This is a genomic window from Pelagibacterium flavum, assembly GCF_025854335.1.
GTDB lineage: Bacteria > Pseudomonadota > Alphaproteobacteria > Rhizobiales > Devosiaceae > Pelagibacterium > Pelagibacterium flavum.
Window position 1 is genome coordinate 2,013,302 of the sequence record NZ_CP107716.1, and the last position, 25,486, is coordinate 2,038,787.

The following is a 25,486-nucleotide window of genomic DNA, read 5'->3' on the forward strand; positions in this document are numbered from 1 at the left end:
GACCGTCATGACTGATACCGCACCGGAAAAGACCGAAGCCGAAGCCAAGAGCTTTGTTGAGGGTGGCAATGCGTTGCCGACCGAGGATGTCGAGCGCATCACGGCGGACCTGATTGCGGCGCTCAAGACGGTTTATGATCCCGAAATCCCTGTCGATATTTATGAGCTGGGGTTGATCTACAAGGTCGATCTCGACGACGACCGCAACCTGACCATCGACATGACGTTGACCGCTCCGGGGTGCCCGGTGGCCGGTGAAATGCCGGGCTGGGTCGAGAATGCGGCGCGCTCAGTCGAAGGGATTCAGGACGTTGAAGTGAAAATGGTATTCGATCCGCCGTGGGGGCCGGACCGGATGAGCGAGGAAGCGCAAGTCGCGCTGAACTGGTGGTAGAAATGGCTTTCGCGATCATGCAGCTTACCGATGCCGCTGCCGAGCGCATCAGGGAAATCATCGAAGACAGCGACAAGCCGGTCATTGGCGTGCGTGTCGGGGTGAAGAATGCCGGCTGCGCAGGCATGGCCTACACGCTCGATTATGTCGAAGAGGCCGTGGCCGGTGACGATCATATCAGCGACAAGGGTGTGCAGGTCTGGATCGAGCCTAAGGCGACGCTGTTTCTGCTCGGAACAGTGATGGATTATGAAGAAACCCGGATGTCATCGGGTTTTACCTTCAACAATCCCAACCAGGAAGGCGCTTGCGGGTGTGGGGAGAGCGTTCAGCTCAAGCCGGCCGATCTTGCCGACCTGGCCAGAGCGCGGGCCGAAGCAACGGTCTGAGGGCGATCAGGCGACGTCGGATGAGCCGATGAAGCCTGGCAGGTCCTTTTCCGACATTACCCGATTTCGTCCGGCGCCCTTGGCGGCGTAAAGACACTTGTCGGCGCGCTCGATAAGTGTGGCCGCTGTGTCGCCGGCGCGCCATTGTGCAACCCCAACCGACAGCGTGATGCGGCCCAGCTTTTCGTTGGTCGAGCGCTTGAGAAGTTCCTTGGCCTGCACCGAGCGGCGAATATTTTCGGCAACGGTAATGGCACCCTCCAGCTCGGTCTCGGGCAGGATGGCGACAAACTCTTCCCCGCCGAAGCGGGCGGGCATGTCCCGCCCCTTGAGATTGGCCTTAAGAACATGGGCCACCAGCCGAAGCACCTGATCGCCGGTCAGGTGACCATAGGTGTCGTTGAAGGCTTTGAAGCTATCGATATCGAAAAGCAGCAGCGACATGGTGGCGTTCTGGGCGTGAGTTCGCTCCAGATCGGCCGAGAACTGCTCGTCGAAACATTTGCGATTGGGAATCTTGGTAAGAGGATCGAGCATGGACTCCTTGCGGACCTCGTCGAGGTCGCGCTGGAGAACGGAAATGTCGTCCTTTGAGGTTTCCAGTTCGGCCTCGAGACGCCGGTTCATGTCCTGCATGCGGCGGGTTTCCCGCAGCAGGCGCGAAGACAGCATTTTCAGCGCATCTTCGTCGATACCACCGCCAGCCAGATCGCCCGAAGCCTGTTGAAGCGAGCCCGAATAAGAACTGGCGGATACCATGGCGGCATCAATCGCCTGGTTCACATCAGTGATCTTGCGGCTCATGATCTGCGACATTGCCCGCAACTTCTCGTCCATGTCGGGGACTTTGAGGAATGTCTCGCATAATTGCGTAGCTTCCTCGAGTGTGATCGTGCCTGATCGCGTCAGGATTGCGTTGACCTGCGTGTTGAGCTCGGCATTCGAACCGGTCGCGTAAGTATAAAACAGCTCATAATATACCGGAAACGGCGGAATCTGCGCGCGCTTGAGCAAGGCAAGCGCCGCATTGGCAAATCCTGATGCGCGGTCAAAGTCCAGGTTCGTCACGTTACGTCAACCATCACCTGTTCCGATCAGATCATAGTCCGCCAGGGCTTAAAGGCGCCTTAAACCCAGTCCAACTCCCGAGCCGCGCCCTGAAGGCCGTCGATAAGCGGATTGAGATTTCAGATTGCTGTGCAGGTTACGAGCGGCAACATCAGATTGGAGTTCCGAACGCTTCCAGAGCCCCCCGGCATGGAACCATTGATTAGCTAGAGCGTCCTGGCGCGGCTGTCCAGATCAAAAATCACCGGCAGCGTCCGGGATTCAAGATGTCAACAGACCTGCTGTCCTGACCGGGTGCAGGGCCGTACCCCAAACCATTGCGATCAGGCTCTGCCAGTCGGGCGCAGCAGGAATGCGGGAATATGGCCTTCCGACTTGAAACTCGCGGGACCATCGTCATTGTTCGCGCGGCGCGGCTGTTCGCGGTTCTGGCGTGGGGCCTGCTCACGGTTCTGGCGCGGTGCCTGTTCGGTTGGTTTGGCCGGCTGCTGCCTTTCGGCGGCAGGCTTTTCGTCTTTCCCGCGTGTGCGCCGACCACGTTTTCGACCACTGGATGGCGCCTCATCGCCTTGTGAGACTTCAGGCGCGGGCGCAGACACGGTGGCTGACGCGTCCGCCCAGGCTATGTCGCGCTGGATCAGTTTGGTGATCGCATCGACATATTTGGTTTCGCCCGGACCAATCAGGGTAATTGCGGTGCCGGAGCGTCCGGCACGGCCGGTCCGGCCGATACGATGGACATAATCTTCTGCATGGGTGGGCACGTCGAAATTGAAGACATGGCTCACCGCGGGGATATCTAGGCCGCGGGCGGCAACATCGGACGCAACAAGAATCGCCAGCGATCCGGCGCGGAAGCTGTCGAGCGTTTCGGTGCGGGATTTCTGATCCATGTCCCCGTGCAGCGCGCCGGCATCGAAACCGTGGCGCTCGAGCGAACGGGCGACCGTCGCAACGTCGCGCTTGCGGTTGCAGAAGATGATCGCGTTCTTGAGATCCTTGGCGGCGCGAATCTGGTCGCGAAGCGCGGCACGCTTTTCCGCCGGCGTGCGGCCGACCTTGAGCAGAACCTGCTCGATGGTGTCGGCAGTCGAATTCTGGCGCGCCACTTCCACCTTGACCGGATCGCGCAGGAAACGCTGGGTCAGCTTCTGGATTTCAGGTGGCATGGTGGCCGAAAAGAACAGGGTCTGCCGGCGCTGCGGGAGCAGCGAGCAGATGCGTTCGATATCGGGGATGAAGCCCATGTCGAGCATGCGATCGGCCTCGTCGATGACGAGAATGTCGACACCGGTGAGTAGCAGGCGTCCGCGCTCGAAGTGATCGAGCATGCGGCCGGGCGTGGCGATGAGAACGTCAGCGCCGCGATCGAGCTTCTTGTTCTGATCTTCAAACGATACGCCACCGATCAGCAAAGCGACGGTCAGACGGTGGTTTTTGCCGTATTTTTCAAAGTTCTCGTGAACCTGCGCCGCGAGTTCGCGCGTAGGCTCTAAAATGAGGGTGCGCGGCATGCGCGCGCGGGCCCGGCCCTTTTCGAGAAGGGAGAGCATCGGCAGCACAAATGAAGCCGTCTTGCCGGTTCCGGTCTGGGCGATCCCGATAAGATCCTTTTTTTCAAGGATATGGGGAATGGCCTGGGCCTGGATATCGGTTGGCTTGGTATAGCCGGCTGCAGCGACTGCTTCGGTGACCTTGTCGCCCAAGCCGAGCTCGGAGAATTCAACAGTCAAATCGGGTGTCCATCATGTTCGGGTCAGAGAATAAAGAAGAAGTGAGGCAGGCTGCCGGTTCGTTCTTTCTCGACGTGTCGCCAGCGGAAATCGGTACACTTTCATCCACACTTTGCTCAAACCTGCGCGCGGAACGTGCAAGTGAACGGGTATGGCCTCTGACGAGCGGGACCATAAACTACCTTGGGTTCAAGTCAATCTTGATTTGGCCATCAAGATTAATGCCTGCCTGACCGCGCACGATCAAACGTCGAGTTCGGTCACAAAGGCCGCTTTTTCGGAAATAAATTCGAAGCGGGCCTCGGGTTTGTTTCCCATGAGCCTGTCGACCGTATCGGTGGTCTCCGCGCGGTCTGAGACGACGCGAACCTCGAGCAATGTCCTTGATTTGGGGTTCATGGTGGTTTCTTTCAAGTGCGCATGCGGCATTTCGCCAAGGCCCTTGAACCGTGTGACTTCGACTTTGCCGCGCCCGGTGAATTCTTCTTCCATCAATTTGAGTCGATGGGCGTCGTCCATGGCGTAGGCCGTCTTGGCGCCCTGCGACAGGCGGTAAAGGGGCGGCAGGGCCAAAAAGAGGTGGCCGCCTTCGATCAGCTTCGGCAGTTCCTGATAAAAGAAGGTCATCAGAAGCGAAGCGATGTGGGCGCCGTCGACGTCGGCATCGGTCATGATGATGATCTTGTCGTAACGCAGATCCTCTTCACGGTACTTGTCGCGCGTTCCCACTCCAAGCGCCTGCAAGAGATCTGCGATCTGCTGGTTGGCGGCAAGTTTGTCGCGGCTCGCGCCGGCCACGTTGAGCACCTTGCCGCGCAGTGGGAGTACGGCCTGGCTGGACCGGTCGCGCGCCTGCTTGGCGCTGCCGCCGGCGCTGTCGCCTTCAACGATGAAGAGTTCGGCGCCCTGGGCCGCCGACTGGCTGCAATCGGCGAGCTTGCCAGGCAGACGCAGCTTGCGGGTCGCCGATTTGCGGTCGATTTCCTTTTCCTTGCGACGGCGCAGACGGTCCTCTGCGCGTTCGATGGTCCATTCGAGCAGCTTGTTGGCCTGGGTCGGCGATGCGGTGAGCCAGTGATCGAAGGCGTCGCGGATGGCATTGTCCACGATGCGAGTGGCTTCGCCCGAAGCAAGCTTGTCCTTGGTCTGGCCAACGAATTCCGGCTCGCGGATAAAGACCGAGAGCATTGATCCGCAATGGCCCAGAACGTCTTCGGATGTGACAATAGATGCGCGCTTGTTGCCGACCATCTCAGCGTAATTCTTCAGGCCGCGGAGCAGGGCGGTTCGCAGGCCGGCCTCATGGGTGCCGCCGTCGGGGGTAGGGACGGTGTTGCAATATGAGGAGGTAAAGGTATCGCCGATGTACCACGAAATCGCCCATTCGACCGATCCGTGGCCGCCGGGCTTTCCTGTCCGGCCGGAGAATATGTCGTCGAGGATTCGCGTTCTACCCTCGATGCGGCGTTCGATGAAATCGCGAAGACCACCAGGGAAGTGGAACACCGCCTTGGCGGGAACCTCGTCGGTAGCGAGTGACTCGTCGCATGACCAGCGGATTTCGACGCCGCCGAAGAGATAGGCCTTGGCACGGGTCATGCGGAAGACCCGGTCGGGGACGAAGCGCGCCGCGTTGCCGAAGATTTCGGCATCGGGATGGAAGCGGATCGTCGTTCCGCGCCGGTTGTTGACACGGCCCATGTTTTCGAGCTTCGAGGTCGGCTTGCCGCGCGAATAGGTCTGCCGGTAAAGGGTCTGGTCGAGCGCGACCTCGACGACGAGATCGTCGGTCAGCGCGTTGACGACCGAAACGCCGACGCCATGCAGCCCGCCCGAGGTTTCATAGGCCTTGGAATCGAATTTTCCGCCCGCGTGGAGCGTGGTCATAATGACTTCGAGCGCGGAAAGATGGGGCTGCTTGGGATGGTTGTCGACCGGAATGCCGCGACCGTTGTCGACCACCGTTATGTAGCCGTCTTCGCCGAGATGAACTTCGATCCTTGTGGCATGCCCGCCGATCGCCTCGTCCATCGAGTTGTCGATGACTTCGGCAAAGAGATGGTGCAAAGCGTTGGTGTCTGTCCCGCCCACATACATGCCCGGCCGGCGGCGCACGGGCTCAAGCCCTTCGAGCACCTCGATATCGGCCGCCGTATAGGAGTTTGACGGCGCTGGCGCACGCGCAGGGGCAGCGCGCTGCGGCTCGGCGGCGGGTTGGGGGGGCGTGACGCCAAAAAGATCGTTGTCGTCGGTCATGAGCCTCAAAAATTCTTGCCGGGCGAATCAGATGGAATTCCGGTCTATCATATGGCGGCATGTATGAGCGGAAACACCACAGATTCCAAGGTGTTTCAACAGCATTGCACTCTGATTTGCGCAACTTATGCCGACCGCCGCATTCTCATCCTGGGACACTTCGGGCGCGCAAAATAGTGGCTCGATTTACGTTCGGTTTGCGTCTCATCAGCACTTTTTTAAGCCCCTTGCGATAAAAATTGTTCATACGGTTCATGTGTTTGGAGTTGCCGTATGCGTGCACGATTTGCCCGAGGCGCTGCGTATCAGGTGTCTGGGTCAGGGCACGAAGTGTTCAGGTGGCTGCAGGCCGGATTGAAGAGTTCTGCGTACCGGCTTGCCCACCTTTCCCTCCCCAAAGTGGTCCTGTTGCCAGGGCTGGCCACGGTGTTTTTTCTCGCCTGAAGTTCCCGCCGCGGTTGCGCGTACCTTGCGCGGCAGATAACTAGTGCGGACAGTTCTTGGGAGTCCGCCGTGTCCGATCAACAGGCAAAGCCTATCCGTCCGCTCTATTTCGTTGCGTCCTACCCGCGCTCGGGCGGCAATTGGGTGCGGTCGGCCATTTTCCTGATGATCGCTCTGAGTCAGCCCAATCCGCCCAAGCGGATCGATATGCGCAATATCGACAATATCATACCGCTCGATTCCCATGGCCGCTTCTACAAGGAAGTGACCGGCAAGGACGCCAACAGCCTCGGGGAAGAGGAGGTGGCGGCGGCGCGGCCGCAGGTGCATGAGTTGCTTTCGCGCGATACGCGGGGGTTGCCCGTGGTGCGGACGCATGCGGTGCGGGGCACGTTTTTCGGGCATCCGACCTTTAACACCAAGGTTTCAATCGGCGGGACCTATATTGTGCGCTCGCCGCTCGATGTGGCCGCTGCGCTTGTCGATGCAAGCGGGATGCAGCCCATGCGGGTCATCGAGGCGATGATGACCGTCGATCGGCGTGTGCGGGGCGGCGCGACACGCGTCTCCGAACCGCAGGGGTCGTGGAGCCAGAATGTGGCGAGCTGGATCGGCAAGCGGCAGCCCGAAGTGCATGCCATCCGCTTTGAAGACTTGCGGGCCGATCCGATCAAGGAGCTCAAGGCGCTCGCGGCGCATATGAAGATTCCGGTGACCGAGAAAAGCCTCAAGACGGCCGCTGGCCTGCTGGCCGAGACACATAAGGCGAGCGGGAAAAACGCCGTGCCGCGCGACTATCGCGAGACGCTCAAGCCGATCCATGCCCGCGCCATCATCGAAGCGCATGGCGTCCAGATGCAAGCGCAGGGTTATCTGACCGACAGCGTGCTGCAGTATGCCGATATCGACCGCAAGGCGGCGATGATGCTGGCGGAGAAATACGCGCCACGCACCGCGAACTGAGCCTTGCGGGACCGCGCCGGGCTGGTGCATAGTCTTGGTGTTTCTGGAATCGGAAAGGAGGGCTGCGTGATAGAGATTTGGCGTCACCATCGTCAGCGTGGCCCTGTTTACGCCCTGCAGCAGATGTTGCAGGGCTGACCGTCACCGGACATTTCGCATTCGAATTCCGTACGGGTCTGCCCTGATCGCGACCGCATGACATCATGCGGCCTGGCAGAATTGGGTGGCCTGTGCCGCCCCGGACATTCGAGACTGAAATGACGACAATTGCCCTTAAATCCGCCGGCTATACGGCAAAATCCAACCTTTTCAATGATTTGACTCTTACGATCGGCTCGGGCGACCGGGTTGGGATCGTGGCCGGAAATGGGGCCGGGAAGACGACCCTGCTTACTTGCCTTGTCGGCGAGAACGAACTCACGCGTGGTGACATTACGCTCTCGCGCGGTGCGCGGATTGGGATGGTGCCGCAGGTGGTGCCCGAAAAGCTGTTTGATTTCAGCCTGTTCGATGCGGTTGCCACCGGACTCGATGCGGAAACGCTGGAAAGCGAAAGCTGGCGTGTCGATGTGGTGCTCGATACGCTCTCCATGCCCGAGGACATACGCAATCTGCCGGTGCGCGCGCTGAGCGGGGGCTGGCAGCGGCTTATGTTGCTGATGCGGGCCTGGGTGTCCGATCCCGATATTCTGGTGCTCGACGAGCCGACCAATCATCTCGATCTTGAGAAAATTGCGCTGTTAGAACAATGGTTTATGGGGATCGGTGATGTGCCGGTGATCATGGCAAGTCACGACCGGAGCTTTCTCGACGCGGTGACCAATCGCACGCTGTTCCTGCGGCCCGAAACCTCCCGGTATTTTCCCTTACCCTATAGCCGGGCGCGGGAGGCATTGGCGCAGGAGGACGCGAGCGACGCGTCCAAGCGCGAACGCGACCTGAAAGAAGCCAGCCAGCTTCGCCAGCAATCGGCGAAACTGAAAAACATCGGCATCAATTCCGGCAGCGACCTTTTGCAGAAAAAGCAAAAACAGCTTCGCGAGCGGGCCGAAAGAATCGAGGCGCAAGCCAGAGTACTGCACAAGGAGCGCAGCGGGGATATCCGGCTGGCCAATCGCGGCACTCATGCCAAGGTGCTGGTTTCGATCGAGGAGCTGACGGTGGCGGCGCCCGATGGGCGCAAGCTGTTCTCGATCCCGAAACTGCATATCTTTCAAGGAGATAGAATCGTTGTTCTGGGGCGCAACGGGACTGGAAAGACCAGTCTTGTCAGGATGCTCAGGCGCGTTCTGATGGGAGGTGAGAGCATTGAGGGCATCAAGGCGACGCCCAGTCTGGTGGTCGGGTACATGGACCAGGCGCTCGATTTTGTGCCGGAAAAGCTCAGCCCGTTCGATTTCATATCGGCGCTGGGGCAGGGCGATCAGCGGACACGAAGCCTGCTTGCGGCGGCCGGAATCGACCCTGACGCCCACTGGACACTCGGTGCACTCCTGTCCCACGGCCAAAGGGCCAGGCTTGGACTGCTCGCGCTGCGCCTGATGGAGCCCAATTTCTACCTGCTGGACGAACCGACCAACCACATCGATATCGCCGGACAGGAAGCGCTCGCTGCCGAGATCATCGAGCACGATGCCAGTTGCGTGCTGGTGTCGCATGACCGCGCCTTCGTGCGCGAGGTTTCAAACCGGTTTCTGGTAATCGAGAAGGGGAGGCTTATCGAGGCTGACGATCCCGAAGGGTTCTTTGCCGAGATGGGGGCTTGATAAAACCGGCCCCGCACGAAAATGCGGGGCCGGACCAGGCTACTGGCTTATGCGTTGCCCGTGGACGATCTGCATGGCCCCGTGGTTGGGCCATTCGATTGTGTCGACGGTGTCGATATCGAATTCGACAAGACGTTCGTCACCGAGTTCATAGACGGGCCAGTCGAGGCCATCCATGTTGGGATCGCCCGTCTGTGCAAAGGCGACGAGGGCGCCAGCCGAGCGGTCGCGCAACTCGAGATCGGCGTCGGTCCATGTCCGGGTTTCCCGGAACATGTTGAGGCTATCGAGCGTGTCGAGGAAATAAGGCACCTCGACGGTGTGATAGGCGCCGACCGTTGCCGGGTTGTGATCGGCGAAGGTCACCCCTTCGGTGTAAGGCTGAGTGCGGCTGAAGATATAGGCATAGACCGGGCTGTCGCCGTGCGTGGTCTGGGCGATTGCCCAATCGCGAACGGCGCTGGCCATGGATGTGTCGCGGGAGATATCGACCGCGGTGCGGCGGAAATCTTCGGCCTCCAAATCGTAGAATGCCAGGATTTCCTCGGCGTCATCGCCGAACATGTCCTGTGCTCTGGTGCGCAGTTCATCGGCGTTCTGGGCGCCTGCGAGACCGTTGAAGGTTTCGTCCTTTGTGTAGCCGATGACCATGGGCACGTCGGCGAAACTGCCGTTCTCGAAGGCCGTCCATGCGGGTTCAGGCAGGACGTGGCCGTCGATGGCGATGCCGAAGCGGACGCCCTCGAGGTCGAGAAATTTGTCGGCGGAAACGGCGCGCATTGCGCTTATGTCGGCGGCTCCCAATTGTTCCTGGGCCTGAAGGCCGGCCGCTTCGACCCGCTCATAGGGAGACGAGAAGCTGTTGACGACGCTGCCGGACATGCCGAAGATCTTGTGGAACAGACCGTCGGCCAACGGGCTGACCTGAAGAGCGCTGAGCGACATGGAACCGGCGGACTGGCCGACAAGGGTGACGTTGCCGGCATCACCGCCGAAGGCTTCGATGTTGTCCTGAATCCATTGCAGACCGAACGCCTGATCCATCAGGCCGTAATTTCCCGAAGTCCCGGTTTCGCTTTCAGCGGCCAGTTCGGGGTGGGCCATAAAGCCCATGGCACCGAGGCGGTAGGACAGGGCGACATAGACAACGCCGCGCTGGGCAAGCTGTTCGCCGGAATAATTGGCCATGTTGGTCGAGCCGACGTTAAAGCCGCCACCGTAAATCCAGACGACGACCGGCAGATCGGCCCCCGCCTCGGCGTCCTGGGGTGCCCATATGTTGAGATAGAGGCAGTCCTCGGATAGGGATTCCTCGCCGAAGTAGTGGTTGATGTCGCTGTTGCGCAAGGTCTGCATGCATTCGGGGGCAAAGCGGTCCGCATTATAGACGCCTTCCCATTCCGGATGCGGCTGCGGCGGCTGCCAGCGCAGTTCGCGCAGGGGCGGTGCTGCAAAGGGTACGCCGAAATAGGCTTTGACACCTGAATCCAGCATCTTGCCCGCGACCTGACCAGAACCGGTTTCCACCGGATCGCCCGGGATCGGGGTCTTGACGATCTGGGCCAGGGCCCCGGTGGCCAACGCCATTGTCGCCGCCGCCAGCGCGGTCGCGGCGATCTTACTCAACCGAAACATGGATATCCTCCTCATCATATGTACGAAACGGTCCGTACATTCGAAAGCTAGCACGAGAAGGGGAGGAGTCCATCCGGGTAAATAGAAAACATCATATAAAAAATAGTATAGCCTACATTATTTCTCGCCATCCATGGCGGTTGCCATGACGATTTCGGCAAGCAAGAAGAGGAACCGTTCGCCATCGCTGGTTACGCCGGTCTCCGATCGTTTCGCCGAGCCTAAAGGGGCGGGGCGAGGCTGTTGCATCGATCATCGGGCAGTCCGGGTCAGTGATGAAACGCGCGTCGCTGCTGATGACCCGAGGTGTTTCAGCGATGGGAGCCTGTCGGGTTCATTTCCGGAGTCCGGCTGGCAAGCATGCCATCGACGCTCAGCCGACCGGCTCCATAGGCCATGAGGGCCAAAGCCATGGCGGCCCAGGGCAGATGGAAGTTCGCCCACCCTTCGGGGACGGTGAGCTGGATTACGGCGGTCATGAGCAGAATGCCCAACGCCGCAAAGCGCGTGCCCAGTCCCAGGACCAAAAGGATGGGCAGAACGATTTCGCCGGTTGCGGCGAGATAAGCGGCAAGGGTGGGGAACGGGTAGGGGTAGGCGCCTCCGAGAATATGGAGGCGGAATTCCTGTCCGAACAGGAACGCCTGGCTCGGCGCGAGCATGAAGGGGGCGTCCCATTTGGTCAGGCCGGACCGAAAGAAGGGGACGGCAAGCGCGATGCGCAAGACCAGCAGCACCAAGGGTGCGGGAAGGCTGGCGATGAGCGCTTCGCTTCTGGCGATTATCGAATGCAGTGTCATGCCTTGTTCCCTTTCGATGGTTTGAACGCGCCCAGCGAAACCAGCCCGACAAGAGCGGTGCCGAGGTCGAAATCCGCATCGTTGGCCGATGCCGTCGCAGCGCCGCCAACGGTGGCGCCGGCCATTATGGCGCGGGCGAAATCGGCGTCCTCGTGGGGCAAGACCGTTACGACGACGTCGAGGCCGGGGCGTGCAATCAGCACCGTCTCGGGGCCAGCCGATCCGAGCGCGGCGGGCGGTGTCTGCCGGTGCGCGTGCCATATGGAGCCGACGGGAAAGCGCGAGGTTATGAGCGCGCAAGCAGGATGCAGGGCAAGGCGGGACTGAAGGAGGTCTGACGGCTGCAGGCCGGCGAGCGCATTGATCGTCAGGATGGGATCGTCCGCAGCGTGGTATGCGCGGGTCCATGCGCATTCGAGCCGGGCGACATCGGAGAGGTAGGGCAGAGAGGCTGCCGGCGGGAACTCGGCAATAAAATCGGGGAAGTTCTCGCCATATTGAAACAGCATGGGCGATGAGGGTTTGGTCTGGCCGACAAAGACGCGGGCCATGGCGGTGAAAAATTCCTCGCCGACGAGGGCACTCACGACGGGAAACCCCTTGGTCAGGGCGTTCACGAGGCTGACGTGAACATTGTTGCGATAGACGGCGAACCGCAGGGGGTCGTTCTGCCCGCCCTTGCTGGTCAGGCCCTGGGGCAGGGCGCTGGCGGGGTCCTGCACCGCCTGGGCAAAGCGGGTCTGCGCGCTCATTGTGCCGCGCTCCGGACGCCGGGGAGAGCCTTGTCGAGCGCGGCCTGGGCCATGCGGGCTTCGCTCATCAACGTGGGTAAATCGGGCACGTCATTGTCCCATTCCACAAGTGTGGCGATGGGGCCTGTGCGGCCGAGCGTATGGACATAGAGATCGAAGACATCGGGGCGGACGGCCGAACCATGTGCGTCGATCAGCAGGCGGGCACCGGCGCTGTCGAGGGTTTCATCATAACCGGCGAGATGGATTTCACCGACGAACTCGATGGGAAAACGATCGATATAATCTTTGGGGTCCCAGCCGTGGTTGACCGATGAGACCATGACGTTGTTGACGTCGAGCAGCAGGCCGCAGCCGGTCCGTTCGGCGATGGCGGCGAGGAAATCGACCTCGTCGATGGTGCTTTCCTCGAACAGAAGATAGGTCGATGGATTTTCGAGCAGCATGGCAACGCCAAGCGTTTGCTGGACGTCATCGACATGGCGGCAGACCTGATCGAGGGTTCGTGGCGTGTAGGGAAGCGGCAGCAGATCGTTGAGATAGGCGCTGTCATGGGTCGACCAGGCGAGGTGCTCGGAAAATGACGCGGGCTTGTAGGTCTCGATGAGATGCTTGAGACGGGCGAGGTGGGCGCGGTCGAGATCGTTCTCTCCGCCGATCGACAAGCCGACGCCATGCAGGGAAAGCGGATAGGTCTCGGCGATGGCAGCGAGATAACGATGCGGCGCGCCGCCATCTCCCATGTAGTTTTCGGCATGGATCTCGAAAAATCCGACAGACGGACGGCTTTCGAGAATTTCCCCGTAATGCTCGGGCTTGAGGCCCACGCCGGCTTGCTGGGGAAGGGTGTTGTAGCGGTTCATCATGGCCTCCCGGTCGATTGGCGAGCGGAGCGCGGACAGTGCCGCGCTCCAATGGGTGCGGCTCAGGCGGGGACGTCGCGTTCGAGCGGCTCGAGGCTGCCCATGCGATCGCCCGGCAATTCCATGCTTTCGCAGGTGCCCGAGGGAACCAGTGTCCAGGCGTTGCCCTGATAGTCGACGGTGGAGGTGCCGGCGCAGGTGGTGCCGGGGCCGGCCGCGCAATCGTTCTGACCGGCAAGCGAGACGCCGTAGCACTTGACCATATCGTCCTGGGCGATGGCCGGGGCAGCGCCGGCGGTTCCGAGAGCTGTCGCCAGCGATGCGGCGAGAGCGACTGAGGCTATGTTGAGGTTCATTGCAATGTCCTTCCTTTGGGGATCGAAGGCGCCGCTTTGGGCACCGATCACTCATTCGTTGGGACATCGAAGATGGTTACGCCCGCGCGTCATCACGGTTCTGTGATCGGGCCCAGGGGGAGCGAAAAAGGGCGGCCCGACGGCTACTCGCGCGCGCCGCTGTCATAAATGCCGATAATGTCGGCGAGCAGGTCGTGAAGGCGATCGCGATGGCCGTTGCCGCCCGACGGGCTATTGGGGTCCGAGGTCATGACGACGGTCAGATCGAGGCCGGGAACGATGTAGAGCATCTGGCCGCCATAGCCCCACGCGTAGGAAACCTCGTGACCGCCAAGCTCGGTGAGGAACCAGCCATAGCCGTATCCGTGCCCGCCGAAGCGGGAGGTGGTGCGCTGTTGCCAGGATTGCTCGATCCAGTCTTCCGAGACGATCCGTTCGCCATCTTCGGTGACGCCGCCATTGCGGATCATTTCGCCCAACGCCAGGAGGGAGAGTGGTGTCATGGCGAGTTCATTGCCGCCAAGATGGATGCCCTGGGGGTCCTGAAGCCAGCCGGTGATGGCAAAGCCATCGATGAGGCCAAGCCAATCGCGGGCAAGCTGACGCGTCGAGGCGCCGCCCACCTCGGTGAGGATGGCAGAGAGCAAATGGGTCGAGCCCGTGGAATAGATCATCGGTCCGCCCGGTTCGGCGACGAAGGGCTGGGCGAGGGCTGAGCGCACCCAGTTGGAGCTCGCGACCCATCGCCCGTAATTGGCGCCGGACGTTGCCTCGAGGCCCGCCTGCATCGACATGAGGTGGCTCAGGGTGATCCGATCGAGGCGCGGGTCGGGATCGGAAGGCAAATCATCGGTGAGCAGATCGGCAACCCGCTGTTCAGGGCCTTCGAGCAAACCCTTGTCGATGGCGATGCCGACCAGGGTGGTGACAATGACCTTGGAGGCCGATTTGATGTTGGTGGGGTCGCTGGAGGTGTAGCCGTTATAGCCGCGGTCGGCGATGATTTCGCCGTCCAGGGAAATGGTGACGGTGCGCAGCGGCTCGAGGCTTTCGGCGGCATCCAGAACGGTCGTAAGCGGGCTGGGGTTCGCCGCATCCTGCGCCGAAACCGCGAGGGGCATGGACATGACGGCGGCCATTGCCAGCATGCCGACAGGGCGAGAAAAGATTGAAATGGTCATGAAATGATCGCCCCGCGCAGCAGTGGATATGTGCCAGGGCGATGTGTGAAGCAAGATGGGCTTTTGTGGGGCCGGGAAGGTGGGGTGGCAATCAACAAACCGGGAGGTGGGGGCAGGGGCAATGCCGGCAAGACATTGTATCTCTGCCCCTCGTGGGTCGGTGAGCGCTTGTCTCTTACTTCTTGGGCTTTTTGTGCTCTCCGAGCTGCACGACACCCTTCAATGAAGGGGCTGCGGCTATGGTTTTTTCTTTGACCTGTTTGGGCTTTTTCGCTTCGCGGTTTTTCCGCACCTGACCTTTGGCCATGACGCTATCCTTTGAGCGCGCGAACATGATCGTTTGCGCTCGCGCAGCATCGCACGTTCCGGCTTGAGGCCCTATGGAAATCTGCAGCCCGCGTCCTGCATGCGCCAAACAAAAAGGGCCCCCGAAGGAGCCCTTTCCGTATGCGATAAACCGCGGTCTTAAGCCGAGTAGTACATCTCGTACTCGACGGGGTGCGGGGTGTGCTCGAACTTGATGACTTCTTCCATCTTCAAATCGATGTAGGAGTCGATGAAGTCGTCGTCCATCACGCCGCCTGCCTTGAGGAAGTCGCGATCGGCCGAGAGGCTTTCCAGCGCTTCGCGCAGCGAGGCGGAAACGGTGGGGATGCCCTGGAGCTCTTCCTTGGGCAGTTCGTAGAGATCCTTGTCCATCGGGTCGCCCGGGTGGATCTTGTTCTTGATGCCGTCAAGGCCAGCCATGAGCAGGGCGGTGAAGGCGAGGTAGGGGTTGGCAAGCGGATCGGGGAAGCGGACTTCGACGCGCTTGGACTTCGGGCTCTGGCCGAAGGGGATGCGGCACGAAGCGGACCGGTTGCGGGCCGAGTAGGCCAGCAGGACGGGGGCTTCAAAGCCCGGCACCAGACGCTTGTAGGAGTTGGTGGTCGGGTTGGTGAAGGCGTTGATGGCCTTGGCGTGCTTGATGACGCCGCCGATGTAGTAAAGGCATTCCATCGACAGACCGGCATATTCGTCGCCCGCAAAGAGCGGCTTGCCGTCTTTCCAGATCGACTGGTGGCAGTGCATGCCCGAGCCGTTATCGCCATAAACGGGCTTGGGCATGAAGGTTGCGGTCTTGCCGTAGGACTGGGCGACCTGCTGGACGCCATACTTGTAGAGCAGGACGTGATCGGCAGCGGTGATCATCGGCGCGAACTTGATGCCGAGTTCGTGCTGGGCCGAGGCCACTTCGTGGTGGTGCTTTTCGACAACGACGCCCATGGCGGCGAGGGCTTCGAGCATTTCACCGCGGATGTCCTGGGCGCTATCGACGGGGGGAACCGGGAAGTAACCCTTCTTGAGCGCGATGTGGTGGCCGGTGTTGCCGCCTTCGTAATCGGCGTCCGAATTGGAGCCGAGTTCGGAGGAGTCGACCTGGAAACCGACCTTGTAGGTCGAGGTCGAGTACTTCACGTCGTCAAACAGGAAGAATTCGGGCTCGGGACCGAAACCGACGAAATCACCGACGCCGGAGGTCTTGACGAACGCTTCGGCCTTCTTGGCGATCGAGCGCGGGTCGCGATTGTAGGGCTGGTAGGTGGCGGGCTCGAGAATGTCGCAGTTCACGCACAGGGTCGGCGCCGAGAAGAACGGATCGACATAGGCCGAATCGTTGTCGGGCATCAGGACCATGTCGGATTCGTTGATGGCTTTCCAGCCAGCGATCGAGGAACCGTCGAACATGACGCCTTCTTCGAACATTTCGGCGTCGACGACCGATGCGTCCATGGTGACATGCTGAAGCTTGCCGCGCAGGTCGGTGAAGCGAAGGTCAACGTATTTGATGCCTTCGTCCTTGATCTTGTTCATAAGATCGTTTGCTGAGCTCATAATAGATCCCCAGTTAGTGGTGTTTGATGTTTATGCCTGCGCCATAAAGGTCCGGGAGGAGTTTATCGCGCGCCTGACTTGGTTTCACGAAGCCCGGCTAGAGGGCTTCGTCTCCGCTTTCGCCCGTGCGGATTCGAATGGCCTGTTCGACCGTCGAAACGAAAATCTTGCCGTCGCCAATGCGACCGGTCTGCGCCGCGTTGCGGATCGCCTCGATCGCCTTGTCGGCAAGCTGGTCTGGGACAACGACCTCGACTTTGACCTTGGGCAGGAAATCAACGACGTATTCGGCGCCTCTGTAGAGTTCGGTATGGCCCTTCTGACGCCCGAAACCCTTGGCCTCCGTCACCGTGATGCCTTGCAACCCAACTTCCTGAAGGGCCTCTTTGACCTCATCGAGCTTGAAGGGTTTGACGATGGCCTCAATCTTTTTCATGTCCACGTCTCCTAGTGTTCGGGACCGGTTGGCCCATAGAATGCATGGGGTGTGCCAGTCGAGATTTTTGTTGCATCGGCATTGATAAAACAACGGGTTGCAGGCGTGAGCACAACCTTTTTCTTATGTCCTTGGCGGCATGTGTGGCTAAAAAATAGGCAAAAAGCCCAATTTATAAGCACGTTTGGCGGTTGGTTCAGCGGTTCTCGGTTGAGCATCATGGAACAGTATGAAGCCGGGCGCAAACGCGGGGGAAGGCAGCCCCCAAATCAATGAGGCTTTGACTGCAATGAGAAGTTGGGCTAGGACGCGTGCCAACTCGACGCCGGGCGTACGAGGTACGCGGGTGTGGCGGAACTGGCAGACGCACTGGATTTAGGTTCCAGCGCCGCAAGGCGTGGAGGTTCGACTCCTCTCACCCGCACCAAATTCTGCGCCGGCTTCCAACACGATTTACGAAAATACGGGATCGATACGCAAAATGAACGTAACTGAAACTCTGAACGAAGGGCTGCGCCGCAAGCTCGATGTGACCATTCCGGCGACGGCGCTCGCATCGAAACTCGACGAAAAGCTCGACGAGGTTCGGGGCAAGGTGCAGATCAAGGGCTTCCGCCCCGGCAAGGTGCCGACCGCGCATCTGAAAAAGGTCTATGGCCGCTCGCTGATGAGCGAAGTGCTGCAGGATTCGATCAACGAGACAGTTTCCAAAACGCTCGAAGAGCGTTCGGAAAAGGCAGCGACCCAGCCCGAAATCGACCTCAGCGAAGACCAGGCGCTCATCAACCGCGTGCTGGACGGTGAAGGCGACCTCGCATTTTCAGTCTCTTATGAAGTGCTTCCCCCGGTTTCGCTGATGGACTTCAAGACCATCAAGCTTGAAAAGCCGGTTATTGAAGTGACCGACGCGGAAGTCGACGAGGAAGTCGAAAAATTCTTCAAGCAGAACCGTCCTTATGAGGACAAGGGCGACGATGCCGTTGTCGAAGATGGCGACCGGGTCGGTCTTTCGTTCGTCGGCAAGATCGACGGCGAGCCCTTCGAGGGCGGTTCGGCCGATCACACCCATCTGACCATCGGTTCGGGCCAGTTCATTCCGGGCTTCGAAGAAGGACTGATCGGCGTCAAGAAGGGCGGCAACAAGACCATCAAGGTCACGTTCCCCAAGGATTACCAGAACGAGGAACTGGCCGGCAAGAAGGCCGAGTTCGACGTCAATGTGCTCCATGTCGATGGCCCCAAGGCCGATGTGGAACTCAATGATGAGTTCGCCAAGACACTTGGCCTCGAAGATCTCGCGGCGCTGAAGACGGCGATCCGCGGGCAGATCGAAAGCCAGAACAAGAACCTGTCGCAGCAGCGGCTCAAGCGCCTCGTTCTCGATGCGCTGGACGAGGGCCACAAGTTCGACGTGCCGGCCAAGCTGGTCGAATCCGAGTTCGATGCGATCTGGAACCGGGTCAAGCACGAGGTCGAGCATCACGGCAAGACCTTCGAATCCGAAGGCACGACCGAGGAAAAGGCGCAGGAAGACTACAAGAAGATCGCCGAGCGCCGCGTGCGGCTGGGGCTGGTCGTTGCCGAGATCGGCAATGTCAACGAGATCACCGTGTCGGACGAAGAGCACCAGCAGGCGCTGATCGCCGAAGTGCGGCGCTTCCCCGGCCAGGAGCAGCAGGTTTACGACTATTACCGCAAGAACCCCAACGCTCTTGCCGGCCTGCGCGCGCCGATCTTTGAAAACAAGGTCGTCGATTTCGTCGTGGAACTGGCTGACGTCAAGGAAAAGAAGATCAGCCGCGAAGATCTGGTCAAGCTGGTCCGTGAAGGTGAAGACGGGTTCGATATCGACAGCGATCACGATCACTGACGCTATCGCTTCTTTAGTGGCCGCGCTGCCGAACCGGAAAGTGGGTGCCACTTTTCCTGGCAGCGCTCCGGATCGAAAGCGATCACGATCACGGCCACGTTATCGACACAGAACTGGCTATTTGAATGGGGCTCCGCAAATTTGCGGGGCCCTTTTTGTTTGTGAGTGCAGGCCGTATCGGGGGAATGGCGCTGCCGCTCGTGACCGGAGTCGATGGTGCAGGAACTGCTAACCCCAAAACAGATGGCCATGGCCGACCGGCTGGCAATCGAAAGCGGCGTCAATTCGCTCAGTCTGATGGAAAGTGCAGGGCAGGCCGTCGCCTATGAGGTGAGCCAGCGGTTTCTGCTGCAGCCGGTGCTTGTGCTGTGCGGACCGGGCAATAATGGCGGCGACGGATTTGTGGTGGCGCGGCTGCTTTCCGAACGCGGATGGCCGGTGCGGGTGGGGCTCACCTGTGCCAAGAGCGATCTCGACGGCGACGCGGCGATGATGGCGCGCATGTGGGGCGGGGCGATCGAAACGGCGGCGCCCGGAATGTGCCATGATTTCGGGATTATCGTCGATGCCCTTCTCGGCGCGGGGCTTTCGCGGGATATCGAGGGCGAGATGGCCGACCTTGTCGCCGCGATCAACGAGAGCGGAGCGCAGGTGGTGGCCGTCGACATCCCGAGCGGCGTTGATGGCGCGACGGCGGCTGTGCGTGGCGCGGCGGTCAAGGCGGACCTGACGGTGACGTTTTTCCGCCACAAGCCGGGTCATTTGCTGTTGCCCGGCGGCGGATTGTGCGGTGAGGTGCTGCTGGCCGATATCGGCATTCCCGACGCAGTGCTCTCGGAGATCGACATAAACCTTTACGAGAACGATCCACGGCTCTGGAGCCTGCCTGCCCGCAGGGCGGATGGGCACAAATATGATGCCGGCCATTGCGTCGTGGTATCGGGCGACGCCCTGCACACCGGGGCGGCCCGGCTTTCGGCGCTCGGTGCGGCGCGCAGCGGGGCCGGGCTTGTGACGATTGCCGGTGAACGCGAAGCGCTGCTGGTGCATGCCGCTCACGTCACAGCGATCATGCTTGCCGAAATTGGCAATGCCGAGGCACTGAGCGCAATGCTGGACGATACACGCAAGAATGCGCTGGTGATCGGGCCGGGTGCCGGTATCGGGGAGGCGACACGGCAAATGGTCTTGGCGGCGCTCGAGAGTGATGCGCGGCTGGTGCTCGATGCCGACGCGCTGACGAGTTTTGCCGACCAGCCGGATGTGCTGTTTTCGGCGATTGGCAAACGTGCGCCGGAAAGCGTGGTTCTGACGCCGCATGCTGGGGAGTTCAAGCGGCTGTTCGGTGAGATCGGGGGGGCAAAGACCGATATGGCGATCGCCGCAGCCCAACGGTCGGGCGCTATCGTGCTGCTCAAGGGCTCCGACACTGTGATTGCGCATCCGCAGGGGCGGGCCGTGATCAATACAACCGGAACGCCGATCCTGGCCACTGCCGGTACTGGCGATGTGCTTGCGGGCCTGATCGGCGGGTTTCTGGCGCAGGGCATGGACAGCTTTGAGGCTGCATGCGCCGGCGCTTATGTTCACGGTCGGGCGGCGCGGCGCTTTGGCAAGCCGGGGATGGTGGCGGACGATCTGCCGGGCTTGATTCCCGAGGTTCTGGCCGATCTTTCGGCGGCGCGGCTTTAGGCTGAAACCGGGCGCCGCTGTCAGGGGCTCTGTTTTGGACGCTGAGTGTACTGGATTCCGGATCAAGTTCGGGATGACGGTTGTGGGCATGGGGAAGGCTGTGGCATTGCCCACGTCGCTGTCCCGGACTCGATCCGGGACCCAGCAGCCTTGCCGAGCCATCACAGAGTGTGGCGGCGCACATGGGCTCCGGCTTTCGCCGGAGCAGCGAGGGAGAGGAAAGACCTTTGCCAGAACCATCTGGGCTGCCGCGTAGTGGGTCCGGATCAGGTTGGGGATGACTGTAGCGGGTTTGCCGGGCCGGGGTCGCTGATTAAGAGTCAGCTGCTCACCAACTTACGTCCAGCCGTTCCAATCCGTGGAAGTGATAGACGTCGGCGTAGCGGGGTGGAGCCGAGAGGTGCAGCTTGGGGAGGCGCTCGAACAGGATTTTCATGGCGATCTGCATTTCGAGGCGGGCGAGGGGCGCGCCGATACAGAAATGGATGCCGGCGCCGAAGCTGACATTGGCGCCGTCAGTACGGAGCGGATCGAAGGTGTTGGGGTTGGTAAAGCGGTTGGGGTCGCGGTTGGCGGCGCCGAGCATCAATCCGATCATATCGCCTTTTCGCAGGGCGATGCCGTTGTATTCGAGGTCCTCGAGGGCGTAGCGGGTAAACATGTGCAGCGGGGCGTCGAAACGCAGGGCTTCCTCGACGGTGGCGGCGGTCGCCGCTTCGTCGGCGAACAGCATGCGCGGATCATAGCCGCTTTCAAGAATCGCCTTTACGGCGTTTCCGGTGGTGTGGACGGTTGCCTCGTGGCCGGCGTTGAGCAGCAGGATGGCGGTCGAGAGCATTTCGTCTTCGCTCAGGCGCTCGCCGCCCTGTTCGGCGGCGATCATGTGGCTGAGCAGGTCCTCGCGCGGCAGCATGCGGCGCTCGGCAATGACCTGGCGCAGATAAGCGGTGAACTCTGCGGCGGCGCGATTGGCCTCAAGCTCGGTCTCGTGGCTGACCTCAAACATGTACATCCGGACCATGCGATTGGACCAGTCGAGCAATTGAGGCGCCATTTCGGTGGGCAGGCCGATCATTTCGGCAATCACGATGGCGGGAATGGGGGCGGCAAAAGCCTTTATCAACTCGACGCTGCCCTGATGTTCAAAGCCATTGATGATGGAATGGGTGAGCGCGGCGATGCGCGGGCGCAACAGCTCGACCTGGCGGGAGACGAATGCCCGGTTGACCAGGGTGCGCAGCCGCGAGTGAGCGGGCGGTTCGAGGTTGAGAAGAGAGTATTTTTCGGTGAGGTCGAAATCGGTGGTGTGCGGCTGGGGCTCGGGCAGTCCGATTTCCTCGCGCGTGGCGACGTGGAGAATGTCGCGGCCGAATCGCCGGTCGCGAAGGAGGGCGCTGACTGAAGCGAAGTCGGCAAAACACCAGTGACCGTATTCGGTCCAGAAGAAGGCCGGATGGGTAGAGTGGCGTGATGCGTAGAACGGGTAGGGGTTCTGGTAAAAGGCGGGATCGGAGGGTTGGGCGCTGGCGCCAAGGCCGTCGGGGACATCGGTGATCGGTCGGAGCTGAACTATGGCTGCCATCGGTCTGCGTGTCCTTTTTTGGCTTCGTCTTTTACGGCAGCCTATTCCGGCAAATCCTTCATGCCTAGAGCCGGCCATGTTTTGGCGGAATCAAAACGACGGCTCTAAGTCCTTGTTTTGTCGCGTGTCCAGATAAAGTGGTGCCCACTTTATCTGGACACGCTCGATGGTCCGGTCTTGCCCATGCCCAGAATTTCTTTAGGTATGGGCCGGATTATTTTGGAGACCAAATATCGTGAGTGACATCACAGTATCGCAGGCGACAGACGCCATTTACACCTCGCTTGAAAATGACAATGAAGATCTGGACCTCCATATCGCGGCGCTGAAAGCCGCCATGGCGCGCGAGGGCGTCAAGGAAGCGGTGTTCGAGACATCGAAGCTGGCGCAACCCAACCGGCAGGGACGAAAACTCATGCAGGCCTATTTTCGCAAAAAGGGCGTGGCGACCAGCTTCAAGTGACCGTGTGGAAAGGCTGTGAGCGTTAAGCATGCGCCACAATAGGGCCACGCTTGGGCTTGCTATTGAAGTTGAACGCGGCCAAGCCTATGTGAGCCTTAACCGTCCTTTAAGCAGCAATCGCTTGCTATCTGGCCGACAAGCCGAATCCTTTTCTCCGGGGGAGTTACCCAAAACATGCGAGATCCCGTCGATCTATACATGAACACGCTCGTGCCGATGGTGGTCGAGCAGTCCAATCGCGGCGAACGCGCCTTCGATATCTATTCGCGCCTCCTGCGTGAGCGCATCATTTTCGTGACCGGCGTGGTCGAGGACAACATGGCCTCGGTTATCGTCGCGCAGCTGCTTTTCCTCGAATCGGAAAATCCGAAAAAGGAAATCGCCATGTACATCAACTCACCTGGCGGGGTGGTGACGGCAGGCCTGTCGATCTACGACACCATGCAATTTATCCGTCCCAAGGTTCAGACCCTGTGCATGGGGCAGGCGGCGTCGATGGGATCGCTGCTGCTGACCGCAGGCGAGAAGGACATGCGCGGCGCGCTGCCCAATGCCCGCGTGATGGTGCACCAGCCCTCGGGTGGCTATCAGGGTCAGGTGACCGACATCATGATTCACGCCCGCGAGGCCGAGAATCTGAAGCGCCGGCTCAATGAAATCTACGTGAAGCATTCCGGGCTCGAGTATCAGCAGGTTGAAGACCTGCTCGAGCGCGACAAGTTCCTTTCACCGCAAGAAGCCAAGGAACTCGGCCTTATCGACCACGTTCACGAGAAGCGGGCGGTACCGGAAGGCGGGGCATAAGAGCCCGTTATTGAACAGATGCAACGGGCGCAAAGAGAAGCGCTCGTGCCGATTGCGCCCCGACGGAACGATCTTTATGGTCAGAGTGAGAAATTGTTCATGCGTCGTCGGGTAGCGTTATGAATCGGCGAAACTGAACCAAGCGTTTGCAACGCTTCTGGAGTTGCTAGATGTCCAAGGAAAATTCGAGCGGAGAATCCTCCAAGAACACGCTGTACTGCTCGTTCTGCGGGAAATCCCAACACGAAGTCCGCAAGCTGATCGCCGGACCCACCGTATTCATCTGCGATGAATGCGTTGAGTTGTGCATGGACATCATCCGCGAGGAATCGAAAACCTCGATGGTCAAGTCCGCAGATGGTGTGCCGAGCCCGGCCGACATCTGCAAAGTGCTCGACGATTACGTTATCGGCCAGCGGCGCGCCAAGCGCGTGCTCTCGGTGGCCGTGCACAACCACTACAAGCGCCTGCACCACGCGACCAAGAACCAGGATGTGGAGCTGTCCAAGTCCAATATCCTTTTGATCGGTCCGACCGGTTGCGGCAAGACGTTGCTGGCCCAGACGCTGGCGCGCATTCTCGACGTGCCGTTCACCATGGCTGACGCCACCACGCTGACCGAAGCCGGTTACGTGGGTGAGGACGTCGAAAACATCATTCTCAAGCTCCTGCAGGCCGCGGACTACAATGTCGACAAGGCGCAGCGCGGGATTGTCTATATCGACGAGGTCGACAAGATCTCGCGCAAGTCGGACAATCCTTCGATCACCCGCGACGTTTCGGGCGAGGGCGTGCAGCAGGCACTGCTCAAGATCATGGAAGGCACCGTGGCTTCGGTTCCGCCCCAGGGTGGCCGCAAGCATCCGCAGCAGGAATTCCTGCAGGTGGACACGACCAACATCCTGTTCATCTGCGGCGGCGCCTTTGCGGGACTGGAAAAGGTCATCGCGGCGCGTGGAGAAAACTCCTCGATCGGGTTTACCGCCAGCGTCAAGGACCCCAACGACCGTCGGGTCGGTGACGTGCTTGCCGAAGTCGAGCCCGAGGATATGGTCCGTTTCGGGCTGATCCCGGAGTTCATCGGCCGTCTGCCGGTGATTGCGACGCTCGAGGATCTCGATGAGGATGCGCTGGTCCAGATTCTGTCCGAGCCCAAGAACGCCCTGGTTCGCCAGTACGCACGCCTGTTCGAGATGGAAGACGTGCAACTGACGTTCCACGAGGACGCGCTCAAGGCGGTCGCCCGCCAGGCCATTGCCCGCAAGACCGGCGCGCGCGGCCTGCGCTCGATCCTCGAGGCGATCCTGCTCGATACCATGTACGATCTGCCTTCGCTCGAAGGGGTCGAGGAAGTGGTCATCAGCCAGGAAGTCGTGGACAACAAGGACGTGCGTCCGCTCTACATCTACGCAGAGCGCGCCAAGGAAGACATGAAGTCCGGCGCCTGAGCGCGTATTGATCGGAATGTATCGGAAAAGACCCGGATCAACGCGATCCGGGTCTTTTGCTTTGGCCACCCGGCAGCGCGGGCGCTCGCGGAAAATTGGATGATGATGGCGTTTACGGGGAGGCGTGAGGCTTGCTATGGTCGGTGGGCGGCCTGGCTCGCCAACGAAGATAGGGGACGGAACACATGAAATTTTCCAGCTATTTGCTGCCATTGGCGCTTGTCCTCGGTCTTGGCGGCACGGGAAGCGCCGTGGCCCAACCGCAGACCAAGCTAGTCCAGGATCTGCCCAAAAGCCTGATCCAGGCGATCTGGTGCAGCGCGCTGTTTTTCGAGGAATCCTACTATTACGAGGAAGGCAGCGAGGACGCTGCGCATTACGAAGACCTCGCCTTCGATCTGGGCGCCGACATCGACACCGTGCTGCTGGACGACCATGGGTTGCGCCAGGAGGAGGTCGACGAGATCTGGTCGGTCTTTGACGGCGGGGCCTATGATCTGACCATGGAAGACGATGAGAGCTTTCTGGCGCAACTCGAGCTTTGCGAAGCCAATTACGACACGCTGCTGTAGCGCAAAGGCGTGATCTGTGATGTTTTGAGCCGGTATGGGGTGTCATGCCGGCAGTGCATGGCGGCCATTTTGATATGCGCACGGGAAATTGTGCCGTCATGCTTGTAGAGCGGCGCTATTGCCCTATCTTAGTGGACGAAGAGT

The 25,486-nt window shown here is 60.4% G+C and carries 23 protein-coding genes and 1 tRNA gene; 11 read left to right on the forward strand and 13 right to left on the reverse strand.

Annotation, left to right across the window (positions count from 1 at the left end; all coding sequences use genetic code 11):
- The first annotated feature begins 7 nt into the window (after positions 1 to 7).
- Positions 8 to 394, forward strand: a complete 387-nt coding sequence (locus tag OF122_RS10060; RefSeq protein ID WP_264224127.1) for an SUF system Fe-S cluster assembly protein — start codon at positions 8 to 10, stop codon at positions 392 to 394.
- Positions 395 to 396: 2 nt separating this feature from the next.
- On the forward strand, positions 397 to 783 hold the full coding sequence (gene sufA / locus OF122_RS10065) for a Fe-S cluster assembly scaffold SufA (protein ID WP_264224128.1): 387 nt from the start codon (positions 397 to 399) through the stop codon (positions 781 to 783).
- 6 nt (positions 784 to 789) lie between these two features.
- Here the strand turns inward: sufA and OF122_RS10070 are convergent, their stop codons facing one another.
- From OF122_RS10070 to parE, 3 genes are all read right to left on the reverse strand, one after another.
- Positions 790 to 1,851 (reverse strand): GGDEF domain-containing protein, encoded by a 1,062-nt coding sequence (locus OF122_RS10070; RefSeq protein ID WP_264224129.1) that lies wholly within the window; start codon positions 1,849 to 1,851, stop codon positions 790 to 792.
- Positions 1,852 to 2,174: 323 nt separating this feature from the next.
- Entirely contained in the window at positions 2,175 to 3,584 is a 1,410-nt protein-coding gene (locus OF122_RS10075) for a DEAD/DEAH box helicase (protein WP_264224130.1), read from the reverse strand.
- Between the two features lie 243 nt (positions 3,585 to 3,827).
- A complete protein-coding gene (gene parE, locus OF122_RS10080) occupies positions 3,828 to 5,840 on the reverse strand; it encodes a DNA topoisomerase IV subunit B (protein WP_264224131.1) in 2,013 nt (670 codons plus the stop codon).
- A gap of 513 nt (positions 5,841 to 6,353) precedes the next feature.
- On the opposite strand from parE, the gene OF122_RS10085 reads away from it, so the two are divergent.
- Together OF122_RS10085 and OF122_RS10090 are read left to right on the forward strand one after the other, a co-directional pair.
- On the forward strand, positions 6,354 to 7,247 hold the full coding sequence (locus OF122_RS10085) for a sulfotransferase domain-containing protein (RefSeq protein WP_264224132.1): 894 nt from the start codon (positions 6,354 to 6,356) through the stop codon (positions 7,245 to 7,247).
- A gap of 257 nt (positions 7,248 to 7,504) precedes the next feature.
- Positions 7,505 to 9,013: an ATP-binding cassette domain-containing protein gene (locus OF122_RS10090; RefSeq protein ID WP_264224133.1), complete on the forward strand. Its 1,509-nt coding sequence runs from the start codon at positions 7,505 to 7,507 to the stop codon at positions 9,011 to 9,013.
- Positions 9,014 to 9,052: 39 nt separating this feature from the next.
- Here OF122_RS10090 and OF122_RS10095 read toward each other — a convergent pair whose 3' ends face one another.
- From OF122_RS10095 to OF122_RS10135, 9 genes are all read right to left on the reverse strand, one after another.
- Complete coding sequence (locus tag OF122_RS10095) at positions 9,053 to 10,648, reverse strand: carboxylesterase/lipase family protein (protein ID WP_264224134.1); 1,596 nt, start codon at positions 10,646 to 10,648, stop codon at positions 9,053 to 9,055.
- Positions 10,649 to 10,959: 311 nt separating this feature from the next.
- Positions 10,960 to 11,448 carry a DoxX family protein gene (locus OF122_RS10100; protein WP_264224135.1) on the reverse strand — a complete coding sequence of 163 codons (489 nt, stop codon included), beginning with the start codon at positions 11,446 to 11,448 and terminating at the stop codon, positions 10,960 to 10,962.
- Complete coding sequence (locus OF122_RS10105; protein ID WP_264224136.1) at positions 11,445 to 12,200, reverse strand: HvfC/BufC N-terminal domain-containing protein; 756 nt, start codon at positions 12,198 to 12,200, stop codon at positions 11,445 to 11,447. The genes OF122_RS10100 and OF122_RS10105 overlap by 4 nt, the downstream gene beginning before the upstream one ends.
- Positions 12,197 to 13,063 (reverse strand): MNIO family bufferin maturase, encoded by an 867-nt coding sequence (gene bufB, locus OF122_RS10110; RefSeq protein ID WP_264224137.1) that lies wholly within the window; start codon positions 13,061 to 13,063, stop codon positions 12,197 to 12,199. Before bufB ends, OF122_RS10105 begins: the two co-directional genes overlap by 4 nt.
- Before the next feature lie 62 nt (positions 13,064 to 13,125).
- Positions 13,126 to 13,419, reverse strand: a complete 294-nt coding sequence (locus tag OF122_RS10115) for a BufA1 family periplasmic bufferin-type metallophore (protein WP_264224138.1) — start codon at positions 13,417 to 13,419, stop codon at positions 13,126 to 13,128.
- Between the two features lie 143 nt (positions 13,420 to 13,562).
- Positions 13,563 to 14,600: a serine hydrolase domain-containing protein gene (locus tag OF122_RS10120; protein ID WP_264224139.1), complete on the reverse strand. Its 1,038-nt coding sequence runs from the start codon at positions 14,598 to 14,600 to the stop codon at positions 13,563 to 13,565.
- 175 nt (positions 14,601 to 14,775) lie between these two features.
- The gene (locus OF122_RS10125; RefSeq protein WP_264224140.1) at positions 14,776 to 14,907 is read right to left on the reverse strand and encodes a hypothetical protein; all 132 of its coding nucleotides are present in this window, start codon (positions 14,905 to 14,907) and stop codon (positions 14,776 to 14,778) included.
- A gap of 158 nt (positions 14,908 to 15,065) precedes the next feature.
- Positions 15,066 to 16,475 (reverse strand): type I glutamate--ammonia ligase, encoded by a 1,410-nt coding sequence (gene glnA, locus OF122_RS10130; RefSeq protein ID WP_264224141.1) that lies wholly within the window; start codon positions 16,473 to 16,475, stop codon positions 15,066 to 15,068.
- Between the two features lie 97 nt (positions 16,476 to 16,572).
- Positions 16,573 to 16,911 (reverse strand): P-II family nitrogen regulator, encoded by a 339-nt coding sequence (locus OF122_RS10135; protein ID WP_014130680.1) that lies wholly within the window; start codon positions 16,909 to 16,911, stop codon positions 16,573 to 16,575.
- 342 nt (positions 16,912 to 17,253) lie between these two features.
- On the opposite strand from OF122_RS10135, the gene OF122_RS10140 reads away from it, so the two are divergent.
- The 3 genes from OF122_RS10140 to OF122_RS10150 all read left to right on the forward strand — a co-directional run bounded on the left by OF122_RS10140 (position 17,254) and on the right by OF122_RS10150 (position 20,473).
- Positions 17,254 to 17,338, forward strand: a tRNA-Leu gene (locus tag OF122_RS10140).
- A gap of 54 nt (positions 17,339 to 17,392) precedes the next feature.
- Entirely contained in the window at positions 17,393 to 18,781 is a 1,389-nt protein-coding gene (tig, locus tag OF122_RS10145; RefSeq protein ID WP_264224142.1) for a trigger factor, read from the forward strand.
- Positions 18,782 to 18,994: 213 nt separating this feature from the next.
- Entirely contained in the window at positions 18,995 to 20,473 is a 1,479-nt protein-coding gene (locus tag OF122_RS10150) for an NAD(P)H-hydrate dehydratase (RefSeq protein WP_264224143.1), read from the forward strand.
- Between the two features lie 328 nt (positions 20,474 to 20,801).
- Here the strand turns inward: OF122_RS10150 and OF122_RS10155 are convergent, their stop codons facing one another.
- Complete coding sequence (locus tag OF122_RS10155; protein WP_264224144.1) at positions 20,802 to 22,055, reverse strand: cytochrome P450; 1,254 nt, start codon at positions 22,053 to 22,055, stop codon at positions 20,802 to 20,804.
- Between the two features lie 235 nt (positions 22,056 to 22,290).
- Here OF122_RS10155 and OF122_RS10160 point away from each other — a divergent pair, with 235 nt between their 5' ends.
- The 4 genes from OF122_RS10160 to OF122_RS10175 all read left to right on the forward strand — a co-directional run bounded on the left by OF122_RS10160 (position 22,291) and on the right by OF122_RS10175 (position 25,342).
- Positions 22,291 to 22,518 (forward strand): hypothetical protein, encoded by a 228-nt coding sequence (locus OF122_RS10160; RefSeq protein ID WP_264224145.1) that lies wholly within the window; start codon positions 22,291 to 22,293, stop codon positions 22,516 to 22,518.
- 174 nt (positions 22,519 to 22,692) lie between these two features.
- On the forward strand, positions 22,693 to 23,322 hold the full coding sequence (locus OF122_RS10165; RefSeq protein WP_264224146.1) for an ATP-dependent Clp protease proteolytic subunit: 630 nt from the start codon (positions 22,693 to 22,695) through the stop codon (positions 23,320 to 23,322).
- A 170-nt stretch (positions 23,323 to 23,492) separates the two neighbouring features.
- Entirely contained in the window at positions 23,493 to 24,770 is a 1,278-nt protein-coding gene (gene clpX / locus OF122_RS10170; protein ID WP_264224147.1) for an ATP-dependent Clp protease ATP-binding subunit ClpX, read from the forward strand.
- Between the two features lie 185 nt (positions 24,771 to 24,955).
- Positions 24,956 to 25,342, forward strand: a complete 387-nt coding sequence (locus OF122_RS10175) for a hypothetical protein (protein ID WP_264224148.1) — start codon at positions 24,956 to 24,958, stop codon at positions 25,340 to 25,342.
- Positions 25,343 to 25,486 lie beyond the last annotated feature (144 nt).